Genomic DNA, 21216 nt, shown 5'->3' with positions numbered 1-21216 from the left:
GCGGTGCTCCTTGTCAGTTCAGCCGGGTCTGGCCGGCGGTGCCGTACCAGTCGACGGGGGAGGATGAGGTGCGCACGACGACCGTCTTGATCCAGGAGAAGTCATCGAAAGACTCGGTGCCGGCGTCTTTTCCGACGCCGGACTCCTTCACGCCACCCCACGGTAGGGACGGTTCGAGTCGGTGGTGGTCGTTCACCCACACCATGCCCGCGACGACGGCGTCGGCGACACGGTGGGCGCGGGCGACGTCGGTGGTCCACACCCCGGCGCCGAGCCCGTAGAGGTTGTCGTTGGCCATCGCCACCGCGTCGGCTTCGGTGTCGAACGGGATCACTACGGCCACCGGCCCGAAGATCTCCTCGCGGGCCACCGTCATGTCCATCGTCGCGTCGGCGAACACGGTCGGAGCGACGAAGAATCCGGTGTCTCGGGGCGGCACCGGGCCGCCCGCGGCCAGCCGGGCGCCCTCGTCGAGGCCGGTGCGGATCAGGCCGACGATCATGTCGCGCTGGCGCGCACTGATCACCGGGCCCATCTGGGTGTCCGGCAGGCTCGGGTCACCGATGCGGATGGCCTGCGCACGGGCCGCCAGCGCGTCAACGAAGCGGTCGTAGATGCCGCGCTGCACGAGGAATCGCGAACCGGCGACGCAGGATTGGCCTGCCGCGACGAACGCGGCGAACGCCGCACCCTCCGCCGCGGCCACCGGGTCCACGTCGTCGAACACCACCACCGGCGTCTTGCCGCCGAGTTCGGCGGTCATGCGGGCGAAGCGCTTGGCGGTGGCCACCGACGCCGAGCGGCCGGCTTCCGTGCCGCCGGTCAGCGTGATCTTGGCGACGTCCGGATGCTCGGTGAGCGCGACGCCGGCCTCCCGGCCACCCGTGACGACGGTGAGCACGCCATCGGGTAGACCGGTCTCGGCGAGGATTTCGGCGAGCGCGAGCGTGGTGAGCGGGGTCAGCTCAGACGGCTTGACCACCACGGTGTTTCCGTTGGCCAACGCCGCCGACAGGCTGCGGGCCAGGATCAGCATCGGATGGTTGAACGGCGTGATGATGCCGCAGACACCCAGCGGCAGGCGCTTCTGGTAGGTCAGATAGGGGCCGTCGCTCGGTAGCACGGCATTGCGTTGCGCGGCGAGAAGTCCTGCGTTGTAGCGGAACCACTCGGGCACTCGCGAGAGCTGGGCGCGGGTCTCGGTGATCGGCCGGCCGTTGTTGCGCGTCTCGAGCCGGAACAGGCGCTCGGAGTTGGCCTCGATCGCATCGGCGATGCGCAGCAGCAACCGGGCGCGGTCGCTGCGCGCCATCGCCGGCCAGGGGCCGGACTCGAACGCGGCCCGGGCGCGCGTCACCGCCGCGTCCACGCCGGCGGCGGTGTGCTCGGCGACGGTGGCGATGACGGCCGTCGTCGCGGGATCGATGATGTCGCGGGTCGCGGCGACGTCACCGCCGCGGTCAATCGGTGTGACCGGGGTTACAGAAGTCATGGAGTTGAGTGTCGCGAGGTCGCGCCCCGGCTGGCAATGTGCAGCGACACATACTCTCGTGTGCGGCGGTGTCTCGTTGCACACCCCAGTAGAGTGCTGCCGTATCCCAGAACGGAGAGGACGCGCATCGATGACCGCACGTGTCGGCTTGATCATGGGCAGCGACAGCGACTGGCCGGTGATGTCGGACGCCGCTACTGCTCTCGCGGAATTCGACGTGCCGTTCGAGGTCGGAGTCGTCTCCGCGCACCGCACACCGGGCCGCATGCTGACCTACGCCCAGGAGGCCGCCGGGCGCGGGATCGAGGTGATCATCGCCGGTGCTGGCGGTGCGGCGCACCTGCCCGGCATGGTCGCCTCGGCCACGCCGCTGCCGGTGATCGGGGTGCCCGTCCCGCTGGCACGGCTCGACGGCATGGACTCGCTGCTGTCGATCGTGCAGATGCCTGCCGGCGTCCCGGTGGCCACGGTGTCGATCGGCGGGGCGCGCAATGCCGGGCTATTGGCTGTGCGCATCCTGGGCGCCTCCGACTCCGCTCTGCGCGAACGCATGTCGGCGTTCCAGGCCGGGCTCGAGAAGATGGTGCTGAAGAAGGACGAGGCGCTGCGGCGGAAACTATTGGGGGAGTGATACTCAGCGTCAGCTCTGGCTGACGCGACCGGCGTCGATCGTGGAGCAGCGCAGGACGCACCACAGCTCCGCCTCCGCGACCGTGGTGGTGGCGCCCTCGATCCTCAGCGCATCCACCGCGGCGTCGGGTGCGACGTCTACGACCACACTGATCTCGACCGCCGCCGGACCGGGAACGATCACCACCCGCGCCGATGCTTCGGCGTAACCGAGCACATTGGCCACTGCGTCGGTAGCCGCTTCGATCTCGGCCGGTTGGACTTCGGGCAGAGCGCCTGCGACGTCGACGGCCACGTCGATGTGCCGGGCTTCGGCGTCATCGATGAGCGGCCGTATCCTACGCATCAGCTCGTGGTCGAACACCGTTGCCTGATCGAACAGAGCACGCAACCGCCGCCATTCGGCCCGGGCCCGTCGCCGGGTCGCGGCATCGACCTCGGCGCTGCGAGTCAAGGTGTCGAGCAACGGCACCACGTTGTCGACGATCGTCGCGTACCGCCGCTGATACTCACCTCGCAGTGCCTGGGCGACGCGATCACGCTTGACGAGGCTGTGGTAGGCGCGGGTTTCGGTGTCCACCGCCGCGGCGGCCTCGCGCATCAGACCGTTGAAGATCAAGGCGAAGAGTTGCACCGACAGGATGCTGGCCGTGCCCAGCCCGATGTTGACGACCGCCGCCGCCGACGGATCACGCGCCAGCACCACCGCGGATGCGGCCACCCACGTTCCGCAGAGGATCGTTACCCCGACACGAGTCGCAAGACCCAAGACGAGCGGAACGAGGCACCAGCCGACCGCACCTTGAGCCCAGTGCGCATAGCCCAGCAGCAGACCGTGAGGCAACGTCGCGGGCTGAGCAATCGCCACGGCGATCAACAGCATCACGGCCACCGGTGTGCCGACCCAACGGCCGGCCAGGATGCCGGGAACGGCGACGAGCCCACTGAGGGCCGCGAGCACTGCCAGCGTGATCTCGACGCGGGGATGGCCGCTCGATGCGACGGCAGGGGGGACCGTGATCGCCAGATTGACCAAGGCATAGCAGGCGATCGCCAGACCGTAGCGCGTGCGAGTCCTGGCGACGAGCCTGTCCGGATCCCGTGCCACCGGAGCCGGCGCAGCATCGGACTGCTGAGCGGCCCAACGCAGTTCGGTCACCGTGCCCTGTCCGGGGGCCGACACCACCCGCGCCTGGCCGCCCGCTCGATGCATCCGCTCGATGATGGAGCGGTTCAGTCCGTGACCCGTTCTGGGTTCAGAGAGGTCGAATCCGACACCGTCGTCCTCGAGCCGGATCATGCTGTCGTGCACCTGGATACAGACCTGCGATGCACGGGCGTGACGTTCGATGTTGGTGATCGCCTCGCGTGCCGCGGCGATCACGGGCAAAGCCATGTCGCCTGGGAGCCATAACTCAGTGGGGCCGAGCAGTGTCACCGGCGCCGAGAGGTGCTCGGCGCAGTCGCGCACGGCTGCCACCACGTCGAGTCGCTGTGGTGGCGTCACCCACGCCCCGCCGCGCAGCAACTCGAGATCTCGACGTGCCTGTGCGGCGAATCGGTCGGGCCGTACCGAGGTGTCCTGTCCGACCATCAGCAATGTCGAGGCGGCGGTGTCGTGGAGCAGTGCGAGCTGTTCGCGTTCGTAGTCGCGGACCGCCATCGTCACCTGCTCGGTGACCTCGGCCTCCTGCCGGTCGCCGCGCGCGCTGTCGATCGCGACCGCGAGGCGGAGCAGCATGAATCGGATCACCGAGGCTGTCACCCACTGAACGGCGAAGTAGAACAGGGCCGTGACCGAGCCGAGGTCCTGCCACCCGATGACGCCGGCTGCACCGACCGCGTAGCACACGGCGATACCCGCGGTCAGCGCAGCACTGACGCGCGCCGCGACGGACACGGAGAAACTGACGACCGCCGTTCCCGCGATCGCCTGCGGGACCGTGTTCGACAGATAGAACGACGGGTCAGGGGCGAGCAGCGGAATGGCCAAGCACACCGAAACCGCAAACACATAGTCCCCGACCAGCCACACCGCTCGCGGCGAGCGCGTCGCCAGCCGGAACGCCGACCACACCGCGGTCGCCACGAGCAGCCCCCGGCCTCCCGCGCCGGCCGCGTCGAGCGTGCCCGCCAGACCGATCACCGAGACACCGAGAGTGACGGTGTGACGCATGAGCAACCCGACCTGCGCCGCTCGGGCGAGGAGATGGCGCCGTGAGGCCGCGGTGGCAGCATGGCCCAATACCGCGTCCACCCGCGCGATCCGGTCAGCCGTCGCCATGGCACCCCTCAGCGAACCCATGACGGTGCCAGATCATCGACCGCCGCTGCGCCGTCTCCCCGGGGTCAGCCGAACGTACCAACTCTGCGGTGGCACCTTCTCTAGCAGCGCCGACACCGCTAACCTCCGAGAGGACGCAGCAGCGTCGGCCTCGCCCGGCCGGGTGGCCGCGGTGGTGCCGAGATCGAGCGGGGCGGACCAGCATCGGCAATGGGGAGCACCTTTTCTGTTGCGCGCTGATAGTTACCTGTTTAAATACCCGCAGGCAAAGTGACGCAGAGTGTCAAGCTAACCGGGGGGTGGCGGATGTGCCGGGAGGGCGAGTCGCAGAGCTCGGTAAGAGTCGCGATCATCGACGATCACGACGTCGTCCATGCCGGGATTCAAGCGTGGTGTGACGATGCCGCCCCCACGATCGAGGTGGTTGCGAACTACCTGGCTCCCGCCGAGTACTTCTCCGATCATCCCGAGCGTTCCGACGACATCGACGTCGTGCTGCTCGATCTGCAGATCGACGGGAACAAACCGGACTTCGAGACACTGCGCAGACTCGCCGACAGGGATCAGCGCGTCATCGTGTTCTCTCACATGAACGCCGACGAAGTGATTCTGACGTGCCTGGAACTTGGTGCGGTGACCTACCTGGTGAAGTCCGAGGGTAAGCGGCATCTGATCGAGGCGATCCAGGCCGCACACAGCGGCACACCGTATGTCGGCCCCCGCATGGGCAAGGCGCTTCTGAGTGACAACACGCTGGGTCGGATCAAGCTGTCGGAGCGGGAGAAGCAAGTCCTGATCGCGTGGTTTCAGACCGAGAGCAAAGAGCTGGTTGCCAAGAGGTTGTTCATCGCTCCGACGACCGTGCGAACGCATCTTCAGCGCGCTCGAGCGAAGTACGCCAGCGTCGGACGGCCGGCGCCCACCAAGTCCGCATTGCTGGCCCGAGCGATCGAGGACGGCATCCTCAGCCTCAATGACCTTTAGCCTCAGCCTGATTCGCCGTTTCATGCGTTCGGGGGACAGACATCCCGCCATCGACCAGGTTACCGTTGAGGCATCCGTTGGGGAGCGCCGCAGCATCAGTTTCCAGCGGAAGTGATCGCCGGTGTCGCCTGATCCGGCAGCAACCGTGTACGAGGGGTCGCGGTGTGCTGCGCCGGGTGGGGGGACTCGGCAAGGACGGCACCGGCGATCACGTCAGCGCGACGTGTCACCGGACGAATCGTCCTGACGACGACCGGTTCCGGTGTAGGTGGTACCGGCGGCGAACCGCTGGGTCGATGCGTCGAGCACGCGAGCGATCTTTGGTGAGAGCCGTTGTGTCGAATTCTCGCCGGACTGCGAGAACTGCTGCGTAGCGGTGTCATCGGCTCGCGCGATCCGAGGGGCGGCTGTGGTGATCCGCTGCGTCGCCGGGGCCGACCACTGTTGCGGTCCCGTTATCACCTGGGTGGCCGGTTGCGGTTCCGGGGGTGCCGGAACCAGGGGCGTTGCCTGCGGTCGTGCTGCCGTCGGTTCGCGGCGGCTCGCCTCATCGCGCCGGAGCACCAACAGCGCCACCGCGGCGAGAAGCAGAGCGAGCCAGCACATCACCACGTCGAAAGTGCTGGTGATCTGCTGAGCGAGCGAGTTCCCGAACACGGCGGCGTCGACGTCGACCGGACCCTCGTAGAGGATGCGCGGGGCGAGCCCCACCCCGACCGCCACCCGGCACACCGAGAGGACGAACAACACACCGCACACCGCGGTGATGACGGTGGGGTGCAGCGTGTCATTGCCCATGTTGAACCGAATCCACACGGCCACCGCGGCGGCCACCACATCGAAGGCCAGAAGTCCCACGCTGTCATAGGGCGAGAGCGGCAGGCCGAGCGCCGCCGTGCTGATCAAGTCGAACACGCGTAGGACTGCACAACCCAGGAACCAAAAAGCGATGAGCGACAAACACTTCCGGGCAGCGTCGCGCCAGACGCTCTTGTCGACAGGTCGTGCGCAGGCCGCGGCAAGGACGACCGGAGCGGCGATCGCCGCTGCCGCGACCCAGGCCAGATAGCCTTCGAAACCCACACCGGCAGTTGATGTCGTCTGCGCGATCCCGTGGAATGCGTCGATGTCGCGTCCGATACCGACTATCCACACGAGCACGGTGCCGAGAAGAGTCGCCGCGCCGAGCCCGACCGTCGCCAACCGGGCAGCTACCGCACTGTCGAGCAGCCAGCGCAGACCCACCAAGACCACTACGAGGGCCACGATCCCGTAAGCCGCGGCGGTGGCGACCACCGCGGTGTTGCCGCTGCCGTAGTCGGCATCTCCGATCTTGGGCACTACATAGCGCACTCGCCAATAGAAATTGAACACCACCGCCAGCGTCGCGATCACCATCGCCGCCACGCCCATGATGCGCACCGCGGTGAACTTCTCGGTGCCCTCACCTTCGCGCCCCGGCCGCGCGGCCACGAGCGCGGCCGCCAACCCGGCGAGCGCGCCCGGGCCGACCCCGGCCGGGACATCGCCGGTACCCCCGACTCGCACGGCATCGACGATGGCGAAGACCGCAAAGGCCACAACGATTGCCAGATAAGGGGCGTTGAGGGCGCGCCGGTGACGCCGCAGCACCAGAGATGCCGCAGACAGCAACGTCACCGCGATGACGACCCCGAACAGCCACGGCTCGCTTCCGGGGACGCCGACACCGAAGTGGATGTTCCAGGGCAGCACCAACGCGGCGACGAGCAACACCGCTGCCGTCGCGTTCTCGACGGTGTCGGCCCGCGATCTCGCCGGCCGGCCGTCTTGGTCGCCGGTGTGGTGCGCGAAGTGCGTCGCCGCCTGACGTTGATAGTCGTCGTGGCGTGCCGCTGCGGCACCGGGGCGGTTATTGCTCATTGTCGAATTCCCCCGTGATCGAACGGCCCGACGGTGCTCGATGGTGTGCTCAACTGCTCGTCCGGCCTCACGTCGCAGCTTATGGTGACAGCAACGGGCCCCGGTGTCATCCGTTCGGCTGAACGCGGCCGTGATCCCTGGCGAACTCCGAGGTCCGCGGCGAGACGGTCCACGGTTCGTCGTCGGTGATGCGAAGATGCACAGCACACCGAACTGGCGGGCGAAGGGGGCGTGGGTGTCTGAGTGGGGATGGGCGGTCGAGCTCAACGACGCGAATCCGGATCCGCGGGTTGCGTGCGTGGTGCTCTGCGACGTGTCGGGTTCGATGCAGGGCGAACCCGTGGCCGCGCTCGAACGCGGATTCGCAGCCTTCACCGACTACCTGCACCATGACGCCCTGGCCAGCAAGCGCGTCGAGGTCGCCGTGGTGGCGTTCGGTACCGCGGCCACGGTGCTGGTTCCGATGCAGGAAGCCCGCTCGCTGCAGCCCGTGCAGTTCAACGCTTCCGGCACCACCAACATGGCCGCCGGTATCCATCTGACACTCGACATCATCGAGGACCGCAAGCAGGCCTACAAGATGGCCGGCCTGCAGTACTACCGGCCCTGGATTCTGGTGCTCACCGACGGCAAACCCAATGTTGAGGGCTTCGACGACGCGGTGGCGCGGCTCAATCAGGCCGAACAGGCCCGCGGTGTCACAGTGTTCGCCGTGGGCGCCGGCCCGAAAGTCGACTACGAGCAACTCGCACGCCTTTCGCTGCAACGCAGCCCGGCTCCGCTCGACGGGCTCAAGTACGAGGCGCTGTTTCAGTGGTTGTCCGCTTCGCTGGCGAGCGTGTCCAATTCGTCGGAGTTCGCTCGCAACGACGAGTCCCTGGGCGCGATGGGGGAGCGGATTCCGCTGCCCTCGGTCAGCGGGTGGACCAGCGCATGACCACCACGGCGTCGGCGGAGGAGAGCACGGCCCGCCGCGGCGATTGGCAGTGGGCCGCCTGCGCTGCGTCCGTCACCGGCGACGAACACCAGCGCCATGGCCTGGGCTGCGACGACGCGTACAGCTACGGCGTCGAGGAGGGGTTCATCGTGGCCGCGGTCGCCGACGGTGCCGGGTCGGTCACGGGGACATCGGCCTGGGGGGCCCATGTAGCGTGCCGGGCGGTTCTCGACCACGCGATGCTGCCCGATTTCATTCGAGACTTCCGGGCTGGATCGTTCGACGGCCAGGTACAGGTGCGCTGGCTCTTCGACCGCGCACTCGAACGGGTGCAGGCGCATGCCCAAGCGTGTGGAATGGATCCGGCGCTGTTGTCGACCACGTTGTGCGTCGCAGTCGCCGATCGCAGCCGGGCGGTGTTCGGTCAGATCGGCGACGGGGTCGTGGCCGCGGAATCCGTGGCGGGGGATACCCGCGACATCGCCACACTGCTGATCGAAGACAAAGAGGAGTACGCGAACTCGACCTGGTTCCTCCAGTCGGAGCGGGCCTTCGAGGAGTCCTTCCGCACCGCGACGCTCGCCGGCGTCGAGGCGTTCGCCCTGAGCACTGACGGAATGACCTACAAGATCACCGATGTGGCGACAGGTGATGCCTACGAACCGTTCTTTCGTGGGTCGTGGGATCACGTTCGCTCCGGTGTGAGCGCTGGGCATTTTGCCGCGCTGCTCCGCGGCATCGAGGACGATCAGACCGGCGACGACAAAACGATGGTGCTCGCGGCGATGCGATTCTGCGACGACGAATACTTTCCCTCGGCTCGACCGGTCATCCGGACCATGGTCAATTCTCCTGCACCGGCCGCGCGAGTCGCTCCTCCCGTCGTCGGCACGCCGCCCCCGTCCGCGGGCAACTCGGGCAGGTTACGTCGGCTCTTCGGTGGGAGAGGCCGGTCGTGAATTTGCGGCTCGGATCGGGGGAACCGCTGCGTCTGGGGCGCACGCTGACCGGGAGAACCGGCGAGGGCACGGTGTACGACCTGGCAGACCGCCGCGATCTCGTGGCCAAGGTCTTCCACGACGACCTCACCGAATTGGACCAGAAGCTGCGCAAGGTCGCAGCGATGGTGCAGTCACAGCCGCCCGGCGCCGTGCAACCCGACGGCTTCGTGGTGCTCACCTGGCCGCAGGACATGATCGTCGGTCCACACGGCCCCGTGGGATATGTGATGCGCCGGATCGACACCGCGACCTCGGTGGAGTTGCACACGATGAGCAACCCGTCCGACCGAGCCCACCCCGCCCCCACCGGGCCTCAATGGACGAAGAACGCGGGCTGGGGCCACCTCGTCAACGTCGCGGCGAACCTGTGTCTGGCCGTCGAGGTGTGCCACCGCGTCGAAGCGGTGATCGGCGACTTCCAGGAGCGCAACATCCTGGTCTCCGACACCACCCGCGTCACGCTCGTCGATTGCGACTCGATGCAGTTCACGGACAGCTCCGGTCACCGCTTCCTCTGTGCTGTGGGACGGCCGGAGTTCACCGCGCCAGAATTGGCCGGCCGCAACCTACGCCAGGTGGCGCGTGAGAAGACCTCCGATCTGTTCGCTCTTGCGGTGCACATCCATCAGCTGTTGCTCGCCGGGAATCATCCGTTCTCGCGCGGTCAGTGGACCGGCGACGCGGATCAACCCGATGCATTGACGCTAGCGGTGAACGGGGAATGGGCCGGCGGGCCCGGATCTCGGTTGCGAACACACCCGCTGGCGCCGCCGGTGTCGTTCCTACCGCCCGAGATCGGCGACTTCTTCGTCCGGGCATTCACCGAGGGCGCCCGAGAGCCGGCGGCGCGGCCGACGGCGGGACAGTGGCGCTCCGCCCTGTTGCGGATCCGGCTGGAACGGTGTTCGCAGAACCGCCACGAGATTCCCCTCGGATGCGCCGTCTGCCCGTGGTGCGCGATCGATGCCGAACGTGCGTCGCGGCAACACAATCCGTGGGCGCGCTCATCTGGGCCCCGCCCCGCCGTGTCGTCTGCGGGTTTCCCGGCGCCCGCGGCCCCACCGCGGCCCGTCGAGGCGCCCAACAGTGACAAGTTTCTCGGGATGAACTCCCGCACCTACCTCGTCGCGTTGATCGCTGTCGTCGTCGTGGTGGTGAGCCTGGCGGTCTTCATCGTGTGGGCCGTGCTCAGCGGCGCCTCGACCCTGGGTACCTGACCTGCCGGTGTCGTGTCATCCCAACGGCGGACACCGATGCGGTGGTCGAGTTGGCACAATGCGACGAAGATTTGCTGACTTCGCGTGTGCTGGGGGAGATCATGATTCGTCGGCTGACCGCCGTCGCAGCGGCCGGCGCCGCGTTGATGGCGTTCACGGCATGCGCCGCCTCTGAGCCTCGACATGGAACCGGCGGACCGGCGCCTGATGCGGGGCGGTCGGTAGCGGCCAGCACGCTCGCCTCGGGCGGGTGCGGCTCGGTCACCTACCCGGCCACCGGTGCGTCCGGATCAGTCACTGTCACCGCCGGGGACCTCTCCTGCGCGGACGCGATGCAGATCGTCGACCGGTATCTCAACGATCCTGCGCTGCCGCATAGTGGCAACACCGATTCTGCCGAATTCGACGGGTGGAACTGCGCCAGCCCGACGGCAACTGCAGCTGAACTGTACGGCTACACAACGTCGTGCGCACGCAACGATGGCGCAGAAATTCGTGTGCTACCTGCGCCGGCGGCCAGCAGCCACAGTCAACCGCTGGCCAACTGCGATCCGTCCGCGATATCGGCCGATCTCGGTCAGCGGCTGAATGTCATCCGCTGCTATGACGGTTGGGCCTACGTCGACTCAGGTGACCTCGGTGACGCGCAATCGCTGGTGCGCCTTGTCGGTGACTCGTGGACTCGCTACACCGGTTTCCCGAGTTCGATCTGTCGCGGGAAGGCCTTGTTACAGGGCGTCCCGATGCCCGAACTTCGCAGTTTCTCACCGTGCTGAGCGCCTAGGTCGTCATGTCGTTCAACCCGCCGCCCGACTGGCCGGTTCCTCCGGGATGGGAGCCGCCGCCCGACTGGACGCCTGATCCGAGTTGGCCGCCCGCACCGTTCGGGTGGGAATTCTGGATCGACGATGCGCCGTCGCCGTCCGGTGCTCCGCAATCCGCTCCACCACCTGCTCCTTCGCCCGCGCCGTCGCCGCCGCGGCGAGCGGGGTCCCGGCGACCGGTCGCTTTGCTGCTGACCGCGGTCCTCGTTGTCGTGGTGGCGCTGGCCGGCGGCGGCTACTTCCTGGTGAAGCACTTCACGGACGACGAGGAGGGCGGTCAGCCCGTCGCCGGCCAACTACGCGGTCTGTATCCGGAAAAGCCAAGCGCCGGCTGGCAGTTGAATGCCGAGACGGTGTTCCCCGATGCCGAGTTCGTCAGGCCCGATCCGTCGTCGAATCAGTATCAGAGCCCCGGTTTCATCGACCTCGGCGACACTCTGCTGACCTCGGCGATCCTGCCTCGAACCGATCGCGGCGCGACCCTGGTGGCCATCGACAGCGGCACGGGGGAGATTCGGTGGACGGCCGATGCCGGGTTCGCACCGGTGTGCGCCACGGCCACCGTCGACAGATTGATTCCGTGCCTCGGCAGGGAAGCGACCTTCGGTCCGTCCGCGGCGCCGACGTACGTGTCCTTCCTGTCGATGGCTGACGGCAGCATCGACCATCGCCTCCAGGTGCCGGACCGCACCCGATTCGTCGAGGTGTCTGGATCCGCGGTCTACACCATGGGTTTCGACGATGGGCAGCGATTCATCACTCGGGGCAACGCGGACGATCTCACCGCGGATTGGTCGCGCGGATATCCCATCGGGGACCAGATGGGTTGCCCCGGTTCAGGTGATGCGATCTTCGACGGAATCGATGACGCCATCGTCTACTCCGGCAACGACGGTGGACTGACTCTGGCCCGTGACAGCGACGGCGAACCGCTGACCGCAGGCGAGGTGACGAGGCTGTCGGTCTTCGACGGGCAGGGCTTCACCGCGAGATCGTGCGAAGCGGGGGACCCCGACGTCATCACGACGATCGTCGCTGACCCGAGCGGCAACCCGCTGCGAACGGTGACCGACACGGCCGGTGTGGCGCGGCCATGGCTGGTCACGGACGGGACGACGCTGCCGTACGTGATCGGCCGCACCGCTTACGATTTCACCACCGGTCGCACCATATGGACAGCTGCCGGCGACGAGGACCTCGAACTGCACACGATCGTCGGTGACACGGTGTTGGGCGGTGACTACCAGAGTCCGCTCACCGCGTTCGATATCGCGACGGGTGAACGGCTGTGGACCAACGACATGACGGTCGGCGGGGTCGACCTCTCGGATGGGCAACATGTCATGGCGGTCACGGAACGCGGCCTGACCGCCGTCGATCTGGCGACCGGCGACACGCTGTGGACGCTGCCCGGCATCGACGGTCCGCACTCGGTGGCGCCTGCCGGTCAGGGTTTCGCGCAGGTGGTCAGCGAATCCATCACGTACTACGGCCCGACAGGCGGGCCCGCCGGCGCGCCCGGCCGGTCCGGTGATTCCGCACCTGCCGTCGACGCGGACGCCGACGGTGGATTGATCACCAAGTGCGGGCGCACCCCCGAGATGCGGCCGGTGCAGTATCGCGCCGAGAACGGCTCGCTGATGGTCACGATGGAAGTGAAGGCACGCTGTCCCGGCGGCGACATCTTGTCCACCGATCGGCTTCGGGTGACCATTCGAGATCAACTCGGCAGGATCTGCTCCGCCGTCTTCGACTTCTCCGGCGATCCCGTGGTCATCGGGGGAGACGGCGCGCAGCCCACCGTCGTCGAACTCGAATTCGTCAACGGAACCTACACCCGCCATCCGAACACGCTGGGCGAGAACGCCGGTCGCGCCTCTGGTACCGGGGGCATCGTGACAGAATCCGCCGCGTCCGGCCTGGAGGTCGTGGACTGTGACGAGGAAGGCACCGGCGGCGTCTCGCAGACGTCCGACAAGCCCAGCTCCGACGCACGCCGACAGTCGGTCCCTCCACCGGACCCGGCCGCCGGATGTGGCAGCGACGAGGACGTCCTGGCCGCGCTGCGCGCCCAGGTGGACGCGGACCGCCCGTTCGTGCGCGCGCAACTCGCCGACCGATGGGTGGCGCAGCTCTCCTCGAAACGGCCCGGACTGGTCGCGCCCGATGTCGACGGGCGCATGGTGACCTGGTCGCCCTGCGAGATCCTGCAACAACACCTGAGGATGCGGGGTCAGTATCCAGAAGTGCGGCTGGTCTGGAGCGACGAGTGGCGCACCTTCGACCTCGCGGGATGGTGGGTGACCTTCGCAGGGTTGACGTTCCCCGATGCCGACGCAGCGAACGGGTGGTGCGACGCGCGCGCGATACCGGTTGACGAATGCTTCGCCAAGATCGTCAGCAGCAGCCGGGATTCGGCCGGCAGCACCAAGTATCGGCGCTGAGAATTGCTGAAACCGCGGTCTGGCTGCGACTCGGGTTTCGTGTTTCCCGAGAGATGACCTGCCTGTGACGCCCGAACGGGCGTGAGAGCACGGCTTTTCATGTCGTCCCATCGGACGACATGTGGTGATTTCGGCTGTGGCGCGGTGCCACATGGTGTTAACTGACATCGAACGGCGGATCGATGTGGGTGCGCTGCGTTCAGGGTTGGGGGGAACTGCATGAGTCACGATCAGACGGCGCCAGGCCATGTCGCCGATCCGAATAGACCGAAGATCTTCCGGCCCGGCGATGACGCCACAGCACCTCCGCCGGCCGCCGAGGACGCCGCCACGGCTGCTCGTGCTCGTAGTGCGCAATCCTGGCCGCCTGTCCCACCACGGCCGCCGTCACCGGTGCCCGGATTCCACACGCCCGCCCCGTCGTATTCGGCTCAGCAGCAGCAGAACTCGATCCCCGACCCCGGGTACCGGAACCCTTCACCGCCCGCCGCGACGGGTCAGGGCCCCGTCGTGGCGTGGCTGGTGGATCCGGCCAACCGCAAGACGGTCATCGCCGGCGGCGCACTCGTGCTGGCGGGCCTGGTCATCCTGGCCGGATCGGGCGTCACACGGCTGGCCGGTGTCGTCGCCGCCGTCGCCATCTGGGCCGCCTTCTTCCGCGTCGCTCACACCGAGAAAGGGACGTTCCGTATGTGGACTCGTCTCGATGCGGAGGAGATCGCGGGCCTGGCCGCTGAAGAATGCATGAATCTCTCAGGGCCGTTGTCGAAGGTCGTCCTCCCGGACGGGTCGATCGATCGACTGAACTTCGTGGTCACCGGTGCGATGTCGTCTCCGCTGGAATTCCACGCCGACATGGTTCGACACACAGACGGGCGGACGTGCGTCACCACGTCGATCGACACGTGGACCCGCAACCGAATGACCGTGTGGTTCATCCCGGTTCCCTTCTCGAAGACCATCGACGGGTTCGGGCTGTACAAGAAGTTCGGCGATCGATGGATCGAACGCCTGCAGCAGTACGACGCGGATGCCACCGGGGAGTATCTGAAGAACCCCTCCTAGCTCGCAATCGCTGATCGACCAGTACACACAGAGAGCTTCAGATCAATGTCCATGATTCTCGACCTCGCCTCGGCAGCGCGTGGGGCGTTCGATCACCTCGACACCACCCAGGCGGTGGATGTCCTGGCGCGCGGCGGCAGTCGACGCAGCACCCACTTCTTCTTCTTCGGCGGCGGTGCCGGGATGCTTCTCTGGATTCCCATCCTGGGCCTGGCCTTTCTGTACCACTTCGTCAAGAGGAACCCCGACAAGGCCCGGATGTACAAGGACCGCCTCAAGGAGAACTTCGCCGGCGCCTCGAGCGGCGGTGCGAGACCGCCTGCTGCCCCGACAGCGCCCGGGCCTGCGTCGGCGGCCCTGACGCCCGGTGCGCTGGGCCGGCCACCCCGGTTGCGCCTCCCCACCGGGGCCGGAACGCATCCCCCTGCGGCGCCGGCTCCACCCGCTCCCGCAGCACCCGATCGGCCGTGGACGCAGCATGCCGGCGCCCCACGAGTGCAGCCACGCCCGACTGCTTCGGCCCCGCACGCGGCGGCCGCACCCGAGGGCGGCGCGGTGAAGAGCGCGACAGCGACCTGGTCCTTCACCCCGCCACCGCAGTGGCCGCTGCGGCCCGGCTTCACACCCGGCCCCGGGTGGACGCCCGACCCGTCATGGCCGCCGGCGCCGCGCGGGTGGCGATTCTGGACTCAGAACCGATGAACGGCAACGTCACTCGCATGGCAGCACTGGCTTTCGGGCTCGGCATCGCCGCTGCGGCCGTACCGTGGGGTCTACCGTCTGCATCCGCGAGCGGATTGGTGGTCCTCGGTGCGCCGTCCGACCAGTACTCCGTCGGCTTCGGCACCTCGCGTCCCGCCACGCTGTCGTTGAACAGCCTGTGCGCCAACACCATCACCGACATCGCGTGGGATAGCTGGGGTGGACAAGTCGCCCATGCCACGGGAACGTGGTGTCAGTCTGCGGGAGCCATATCGCGCGGCGAGCCGGTGCGCCAGGTATCGCTGACCGCGACGGGATTGGGGCTGTGTCAGGGCAGACTCGGTTATCGCTCTCTGCAATACGATTCCGACGCGCCGATGTCGATCTGTTCGGCCCGTTGAGCCAGCACGCAGGCGGGATGATGCAGTCGGCAGATTCCGGTCTCCTCACCAGGCACATTCTCCTGGTGGCGGCCGGTGTGTTCGCCGTCGGCGTTGTGTTGCACGTCCTGCACTGGATCCTCTCGGGGTTGCTCGGCGACACCGGGAGCTTTCTCCTGCTGTCGGTGGGGGCGATCGGCGGGAGTTACCTCTGGTATCGAAATCACCGGCACGGCGGTGCGACCGGGCTCGACGATCAGCTTCGGCAGGCTTCGCGCGCCGTGGCCGACACCGTCATCAGCAGAACGCAATCGGCATGGAACAACGCACCTGCCGCTGACTCGACGCCATCGCGCGCTTCCGCGCCCGCCTGGTCGCCGGGGACGCCGACCGACTTCCTCTCGCCTCCACCACCTGACGGGCGGCCTGGTGAGTCGGTCGCGAAATCCGGGGGAGGCGTTGTCTCCGCACTGCTGCTGGTGCCGTCCCTCATTGTTTACGCGATCCTGATGCACGGCGATTTCACCTCGCCCTGGCAAGTGTGGTGGCTCGCCAACGGCCTGAACGCGTTCTTCGTGGTGTGCGTGGCGGCCAATGCCCGCACCGCCGAACGCAGACCTCCCGCAATCCTTCTGGCGCTCGCCGGCACAGTGGTCGCCGGGCTCGCATCGAGTCCCTCCGACGAGTGGAGTCTCGTGGCCTTGCTGTCGCAGAACCGAACCATCGAGGGCTACACCTATTCCGAGCCTCCGTACGACCTGTTGCCGTGGATCGGTAGGGTGCCTGTCCTCGTCGCCGTGGTGTTCGTCATCGCATGGTCGATCGCGCGCCGTCGCGGCAGTGGCTGGGTTCTCGGTCTCTTCCCGGCCGCAGGGCTGGCGTGGTGGTCGATCTGGTACTCGGAACAGGGAATGAGCTCTGCGCCAAACTGGTTCACGTTCTGGCTCCTCGACGTCGGGGTCTTCGTCGGCGGATGCGTGGCCTGCCTCGTGGCCGAGGCGATGACCGAGCCTCAACGTCGTCCCACTCCGGCCGGACGTGCTCTGTGAACGCTGCGCCATCACCGTGCTTCGGGAGACTCGAATGAGCAACGGACAAGACCCCGACCCGCACGCCGAATATCGGCGCCAAGCAGCGCAGCATTTCAGCGCACCACCGGACACGTCTCCCAGCACCGAACCGGCCAGCGCTGCTCCCAAGATCTATCGGGGGCCTGCCGCCCCGGCCCCGCGGCCGCATGCCTCCCCGCCGTCCCGGCTCCCAGACCGGTTCACCGCCGGCACCACCTACACCGGACGAGGCGCGAGTCCGTCCCCTCGCATCCCGACCGCGCCCTCGCGCCCTTCACCGCCTCCGCCGCCTTCACCGCGTCCGCCATCATCGCCGCCGCCTCCGCCGCCTCCGCCGGTCGATCGCCGACCGTCAGCCGGCGTCCCTGTGCCATCCGCAGCCCACGGCAACGCCTGGCACCGCGAGCCGGACGGGCAACAGCCGCGCCGTGATTCGGTCGCTCCATCGGTGGCCGTTCAGCCTTTCCACGTGCTGTGGGGGCTCTCGGCGCTGACGCTGTTGGCATCGCTGATCCTCGGCTTCGGCTGGGTTCTGGTCGCGGCCGGCTGCGCCGCCGCCGCCTACTTCACCCAGGCGCGGCGCACCGCATGGCATCCCGATCTGATGGCCGTTCTGACGCGAACCGAACGCACCAGCGACCCGGCCCCGGCACCAGGCACGCCCGTCATCCCGCTGCGACCGCTGAGCTTTCCCGAGATGTTCACCGGCGCGTTCCGGATTCTCGGCCGACACTGGCCCACGCTTGTCGGAATTCCCGTCGTCATCCTGATCGCGTTCGCGGTGGTCTGCGCAGTGGCGTCGGGCATCGTGATGTCGATCGCGGTGTCCTCGACGTCGCTGTCGACCTCACTCTTCGAATCCGCGGATGCGACAGACGTATTCGGCGGTCTGTTCGGCGTGATGCTTCTGCTCTGGCTGTTTCTGTGCGCCTTGGCCTTTCCAGCTGATGCCGCGCTGCTTGCTTTATCGGTGTCGGCGACCGACAAGGCGGTTCGAGGTCTTCCGGTGCGGATGAAAGACGTTGTGCGGGAGGCCCGCAGCCGCGTCCTTCCCGTGTGCCGGCTGACTCTTGTCTACTACGGAATCTTCATCCTCGTCGACGGGCTGGCCATGGGGGTGGTGTTCGCCGCCTTCGCGGTCGGCCTGCCCTTGGCGCTGCTCCTGATGACCGTCCTGTTCGTCGGGTCGTTCGTCGTGGGCATCATGTTCAGCCTGGCGCCGCTGGTCTTGATCATCGAACGACGTGGCGTGATGGACTCACTGCGGCGATCGATGCAGCTGGCCAAGCCCGCAGCAGGGCGATTGCTCGGTGTGCATCTGATCTGGGCCGTGTGTGTGATGCCCGTGCTGTCAATTCCCGGGCTGCTGGCCAGCTTCGTGCTCGGCCCCGTCGGGGCCCTGCTGTTCTTTGTGATCGCGTTCGGGGCTCTGATCGCCTATGTTCGCGTGCTCCAGGTACTGATCTACACCGACCTGCGCATGAGGCAAGAACGGTTCGACACCGAACTTGTCGCCGACTGGGCCCGCAACACGGGCGGACAACCATGGGGCAGGGCCTAATACGCTCCGACGAACACATCCAGGTCGGCGATCTCCGCTGATCCCCCCCACACGCGGATGACCGGATACCCGCACACCGGGGCGATGGAAGTGCGAAGAACCTCCGCACCGTCGACGCGATGAACGACGGTGCCGGATTTGTACACCGTCAACTCGAAGGCGTGCCAGCCGGCGGCGAACGGGGCAGGCGAGATGTCCGAATCCATATCGGAGGGATAGTGGGTCACGCGGTAGCCGCTCCGACCGGCGTCATATTGCACTGCCGAACCGGTCAGCGTCGCCGACTCGGGCGGCCCGTCCACCTCGGCCAGTCCAAACCCGTACCCGCCGTCGCCCGGAATCCGGGAGTTGAAGCTCACCCGACCCGCGATGCGCATTCCGCAGGTGTGGCCGCCGGGCAGTTGGATGCCCGACCAATCATCTTCCCCTGCCGGCGAATCGAGCGTGGCGGACCGCCCGTCCGCCGTTGGCGTCACCCGAATCTGGCCGAGGCGCTGCCATGCCCTGAAGTCGGTGTAGATGTCCTCCGTGTCCGGGCGCAGGACTAACGTGTGCTGAATCGTGCCAGTCTGCTCGAGCGTCTGAATTTCGACCGACTGTGTGACGGCGAGTACCGACATGGCGCCGACGACGGTGGCGGTCGCAAGAGCGATGAGGCCGACGCCCCAGGGGATACGGCGCGCGAACGGTCGACGCCGTGGGTCTTGTTCGCTGCCTTCGTCGTCGGTCCAGAACGTCCAGCCCGGTGGCGGAGGCGGCCATGAAGGGTCCGGCTTCCAGTCCGGCGTCGGTGACCAGTCCGGCGGGAAACGCGGCCACGTCGGCGGCGGAGTGAATTTCACGCGACGACTAACGAACTCGTCCGTCGACGTCGAGATCCCGGGTGGACACTGCGGTACCGGTGAAGTCGTCGAGATTCTTCGCCCCGAGGGCGAAGTCGGCCTTGTCCCAGTTGCGCGACAGGGAGCCGTAAGCCTTCTCGTGGATCGCATAGCCGTTGCCGGTCACGGTGGACTGTCCGTGGTAGATGTGCGCGTCCGGGTTCGATCCTGTCGAGTTCTGGAAGTACGGGCCCGGTGAGCCGAGCGTTGTCGTCGGGATGTGGTCGCCCTTGGCCTGCAGGTGCACGGCGGGGACATCGAGATCGGCGCGCGCCGGCGAACCGAACGTGACCACCTGGGTGACCTTGAAGCCGTTGTCGTGCTGCATCGCGATGTTCTGTGCGTCCATACCGCCCTGGCTGTAGCCCACCAGCATGACCTCGGCGCCGTCGGGGATCATGCTTTTCAGCGCTTTGAGCTGGTTCGCGTCCGGAATGCCCATCGCGGCAGGAATATTCGACACCAGGGTCTGACCGTCGGCAGCGTCGGTGCCCGCGATGTAGACGATGTAGCGGGTCACCCCGTCCGGCCCCACGACCTCCTGAACCCGGTATCCCGCCGATCCATGCTCGTTGGAAATCGCACCGATCTCTGTCCAGAGGCCGGCCAGCCCCGTCGGTGCCGGGCGGGAGTCTCCCGGCTTGCACTCCATGACCGACGAGCCTGCAGCCGAGGACACGCCACTGGCGTGTTCCTGCTCGTCGGCGTTGCGGCGCAGGCACTTCGAGCCCTCCCGTAACGCGACGGCGGCGCTGTTGAGCGAGGCCGTCGAGACGGCGTTCCACTCCGATCGGAATCGATCGGCGTCGGGCCCCCGCCACTGCGTTCCACTCGCGACGAGGTTGCTCAAAGTCTTCAGCGATGCCGTCAACGACTCCGCCGCACTGTCGAATTGCTGCGCCGTCGAGCGAAGCTGCGACGCGTCGGCCCCTGAGATGGGCATGGCTACCTCCGTGATCGAATCGGTGGGACATTCATGGCCACCGGGTCCCACATCGCCGGCGGCTCAGGACCGAGGTCGATCGTCCCTCCGGCCCGCTGCGTGAACGGTTGGCCCGACGTGATGTCCACGAGGCTGAATTCGTCGACCGGTGCGGGGCGTCCAGCGGCATCCGAATACGCGATGGCGACCACATTGCGGGTGTCGAATGCGGGCCACCGGTCGCCGTCGAGGTCCAACTCGGTCAGATCGACGTTCGCCGGGGGAACCAGAGGAGCTCCCGAGGCGCAGTGCACGCGCGGCACCCCGATCGGATCGATCATGACGTTGGTGCCGGACTGCAGCACCGTCTGAGTCGCCTCGCTGTGGCCGTCGACGAAGCGATGCGAGGTGACCCAGGTGTCGGCGGTCAACACCACAGGCGTCAGCGTATTCAGATACTGCGGAACGTCGTTCGGGGTGATTCCGATGACGTCCGCCCACGCCGCGGCCGTGTCGGGATGCGTGTCGAGGTGATTGGCCACTGCCGACGCGTCGCATGCGTAGGCCTGGCCGTAGCCACCGTACAACCCAGGCTGCGTGCCCTGAGCGAGGCGAACGCCACGTTCGGCTGCGATCGGCAGTTGCCGGGTCTGCGACGAACCCGAACCCAAACCGAATTCCTCCGGTGTCAGGATGGCCACCGCTGACGGTGTGAAGGTTTGCGGCCCCTCCACATTGGTCGCGAGAAGCGACGCTGTGTCGTGAGGGGGACGCCCGTCGTCGCCGCGATGCAGCACCACGACGGTTACCAGCGCCACCACCACGACCAGCGTCAGCCCGACCCCGGCGATGATCAACGCCGGATTCGTCCTCGCATCAGGCGCAGAAGGATTGGGGTCCTGCCACGTCGACGTCACGTG

General features: G+C 67.4%; 18 protein-coding genes. 12 read left to right on the top strand and 6 right to left on the bottom strand.

Annotation, left to right across the window (positions count from 1 at the left end; all coding sequences use genetic code 11):
* Positions 1–13 precede the first annotated feature (13 nt).
* Complete coding sequence (locus tag MHN84_RS01940) at positions 14–1492, bottom strand: aldehyde dehydrogenase family protein (RefSeq protein ID WP_241202940.1); 1479 nt, start codon at positions 1490–1492, stop codon at positions 14–16.
* A 130-nt stretch (positions 1493–1622) separates the two neighbouring features.
* Here MHN84_RS01940 and purE point away from each other — a divergent pair, with 130 nt between their 5' ends.
* Positions 1623–2123 carry a 5-(carboxyamino)imidazole ribonucleotide mutase gene (gene purE, locus MHN84_RS01935; protein WP_241202939.1) on the top strand — a complete coding sequence of 167 codons (501 nt, stop codon included), beginning with the start codon at positions 1623–1625 and terminating at the stop codon, positions 2121–2123.
* A 9-nt stretch (positions 2124–2132) separates the two neighbouring features.
* Here purE and MHN84_RS01930 read toward each other — a convergent pair whose 3' ends face one another.
* Positions 2133–4406, bottom strand: a complete 2274-nt coding sequence (locus MHN84_RS01930) for an ATP-binding protein (RefSeq protein ID WP_241202938.1) — start codon at positions 4404–4406, stop codon at positions 2133–2135.
* Between the two features lie 306 nt (positions 4407–4712).
* Here MHN84_RS01930 and MHN84_RS01925 point away from each other — a divergent pair, with 306 nt between their 5' ends.
* The gene (locus MHN84_RS01925; protein WP_241203193.1) at positions 4713–5390 is read left to right on the top strand and encodes a response regulator transcription factor; all 678 of its coding nucleotides are present in this window, start codon (positions 4713–4715) and stop codon (positions 5388–5390) included.
* A 213-nt stretch (positions 5391–5603) separates the two neighbouring features.
* On the opposite strand, the gene MHN84_RS01920 is transcribed toward MHN84_RS01925, so the two are convergent.
* Positions 5604–7292: a hypothetical protein gene (locus MHN84_RS01920; protein ID WP_241202937.1), complete on the bottom strand. Its 1689-nt coding sequence runs from the start codon at positions 7290–7292 to the stop codon at positions 5604–5606.
* A 235-nt stretch (positions 7293–7527) separates the two neighbouring features.
* On the opposite strand from MHN84_RS01920, the gene MHN84_RS01915 reads away from it, so the two are divergent.
* The 10 genes from MHN84_RS01915 (at position 7528) to MHN84_RS01865 (ending at position 18493) form a co-directional block, all read left to right on the top strand.
* A complete protein-coding gene (locus MHN84_RS01915) occupies positions 7528–8229 on the top strand; it encodes a VWA domain-containing protein (protein WP_241202936.1) in 702 nt (233 codons plus the stop codon).
* Positions 8226–9188 carry a PP2C family serine/threonine-protein phosphatase gene (locus MHN84_RS01910; protein WP_241202935.1) on the top strand — a complete coding sequence of 321 codons (963 nt, stop codon included), beginning with the start codon at positions 8226–8228 and terminating at the stop codon, positions 9186–9188. The genes MHN84_RS01915 and MHN84_RS01910 overlap by 4 nt, the downstream gene beginning before the upstream one ends.
* Positions 9185–10447, top strand: coding sequence for a hypothetical protein (locus MHN84_RS01905; protein WP_241202934.1), 1263 nt, complete (start codon positions 9185–9187; stop codon positions 10445–10447). Before MHN84_RS01910 ends, MHN84_RS01905 begins: the two co-directional genes overlap by 4 nt.
* A gap of 332 nt (positions 10448–10779) precedes the next feature.
* Positions 10780–11223 (top strand): hypothetical protein, encoded by a 444-nt coding sequence (locus MHN84_RS01900; protein ID WP_241202933.1) that lies wholly within the window; start codon positions 10780–10782, stop codon positions 11221–11223.
* A gap of 14 nt (positions 11224–11237) precedes the next feature.
* Positions 11238–13715: a PQQ-binding-like beta-propeller repeat protein gene (locus tag MHN84_RS01895; protein WP_241202932.1), complete on the top strand. Its 2478-nt coding sequence runs from the start codon at positions 11238–11240 to the stop codon at positions 13713–13715.
* A gap of 219 nt (positions 13716–13934) precedes the next feature.
* Positions 13935–14780: a hypothetical protein gene (locus tag MHN84_RS01890; RefSeq protein ID WP_241202931.1), complete on the top strand. Its 846-nt coding sequence runs from the start codon at positions 13935–13937 to the stop codon at positions 14778–14780.
* Positions 14781–14825: 45 nt separating this feature from the next.
* Positions 14826–15482: a hypothetical protein gene (locus MHN84_RS01885; RefSeq protein ID WP_241202930.1), complete on the top strand. Its 657-nt coding sequence runs from the start codon at positions 14826–14828 to the stop codon at positions 15480–15482.
* Between the two features lie 17 nt (positions 15483–15499).
* Positions 15500–15883: a hypothetical protein gene (locus MHN84_RS01880; protein ID WP_241202929.1), complete on the top strand. Its 384-nt coding sequence runs from the start codon at positions 15500–15502 to the stop codon at positions 15881–15883.
* 128 nt (positions 15884–16011) lie between these two features.
* Complete coding sequence (locus MHN84_RS01875; protein WP_241202928.1) at positions 16012–16911, top strand: hypothetical protein; 900 nt, start codon at positions 16012–16014, stop codon at positions 16909–16911.
* Between the two features lie 469 nt (positions 16912–17380).
* Complete coding sequence (locus tag MHN84_RS01865; protein WP_241203214.1) at positions 17381–18493, top strand: hypothetical protein; 1113 nt, start codon at positions 17381–17383, stop codon at positions 18491–18493.
* Here the strand turns inward: MHN84_RS01865 and MHN84_RS01860 are convergent.
* The 3 genes from MHN84_RS01860 to MHN84_RS01850 form a co-directional block, all read right to left on the bottom strand.
* Positions 18490–19113: a hypothetical protein gene (locus MHN84_RS01860; protein ID WP_241202927.1), complete on the bottom strand. Its 624-nt coding sequence runs from the start codon at positions 19111–19113 to the stop codon at positions 18490–18492. The genes MHN84_RS01865 and MHN84_RS01860 overlap by 4 nt on opposite strands.
* 229 nt (positions 19114–19342) lie before the next feature.
* Entirely contained in the window at positions 19343–20317 is a 975-nt protein-coding gene (locus tag MHN84_RS01855; RefSeq protein ID WP_241202926.1) for a hypothetical protein, read from the bottom strand.
* Positions 20318–20319: 2 nt separating this feature from the next.
* A complete protein-coding gene (locus MHN84_RS01850; RefSeq protein WP_241202925.1) occupies positions 20320–21213 on the bottom strand; it encodes a DUF6777 domain-containing protein in 894 nt (297 codons plus the stop codon).
* Between the last annotated feature and the right edge of the window lie 3 nt (positions 21214–21216).

It is taken from the genome of Mycobacterium sp. PSTR-4-N, from assembly GCF_022348085.1.
Taxonomy (GTDB): Bacteria; Actinomycetota; Actinomycetes; order Mycobacteriales; family Mycobacteriaceae; genus Mycobacterium.
Note: the sequence above shows the minus strand (reverse complement) of the source record. Positions and strands in the feature narration are given on the sequence as shown.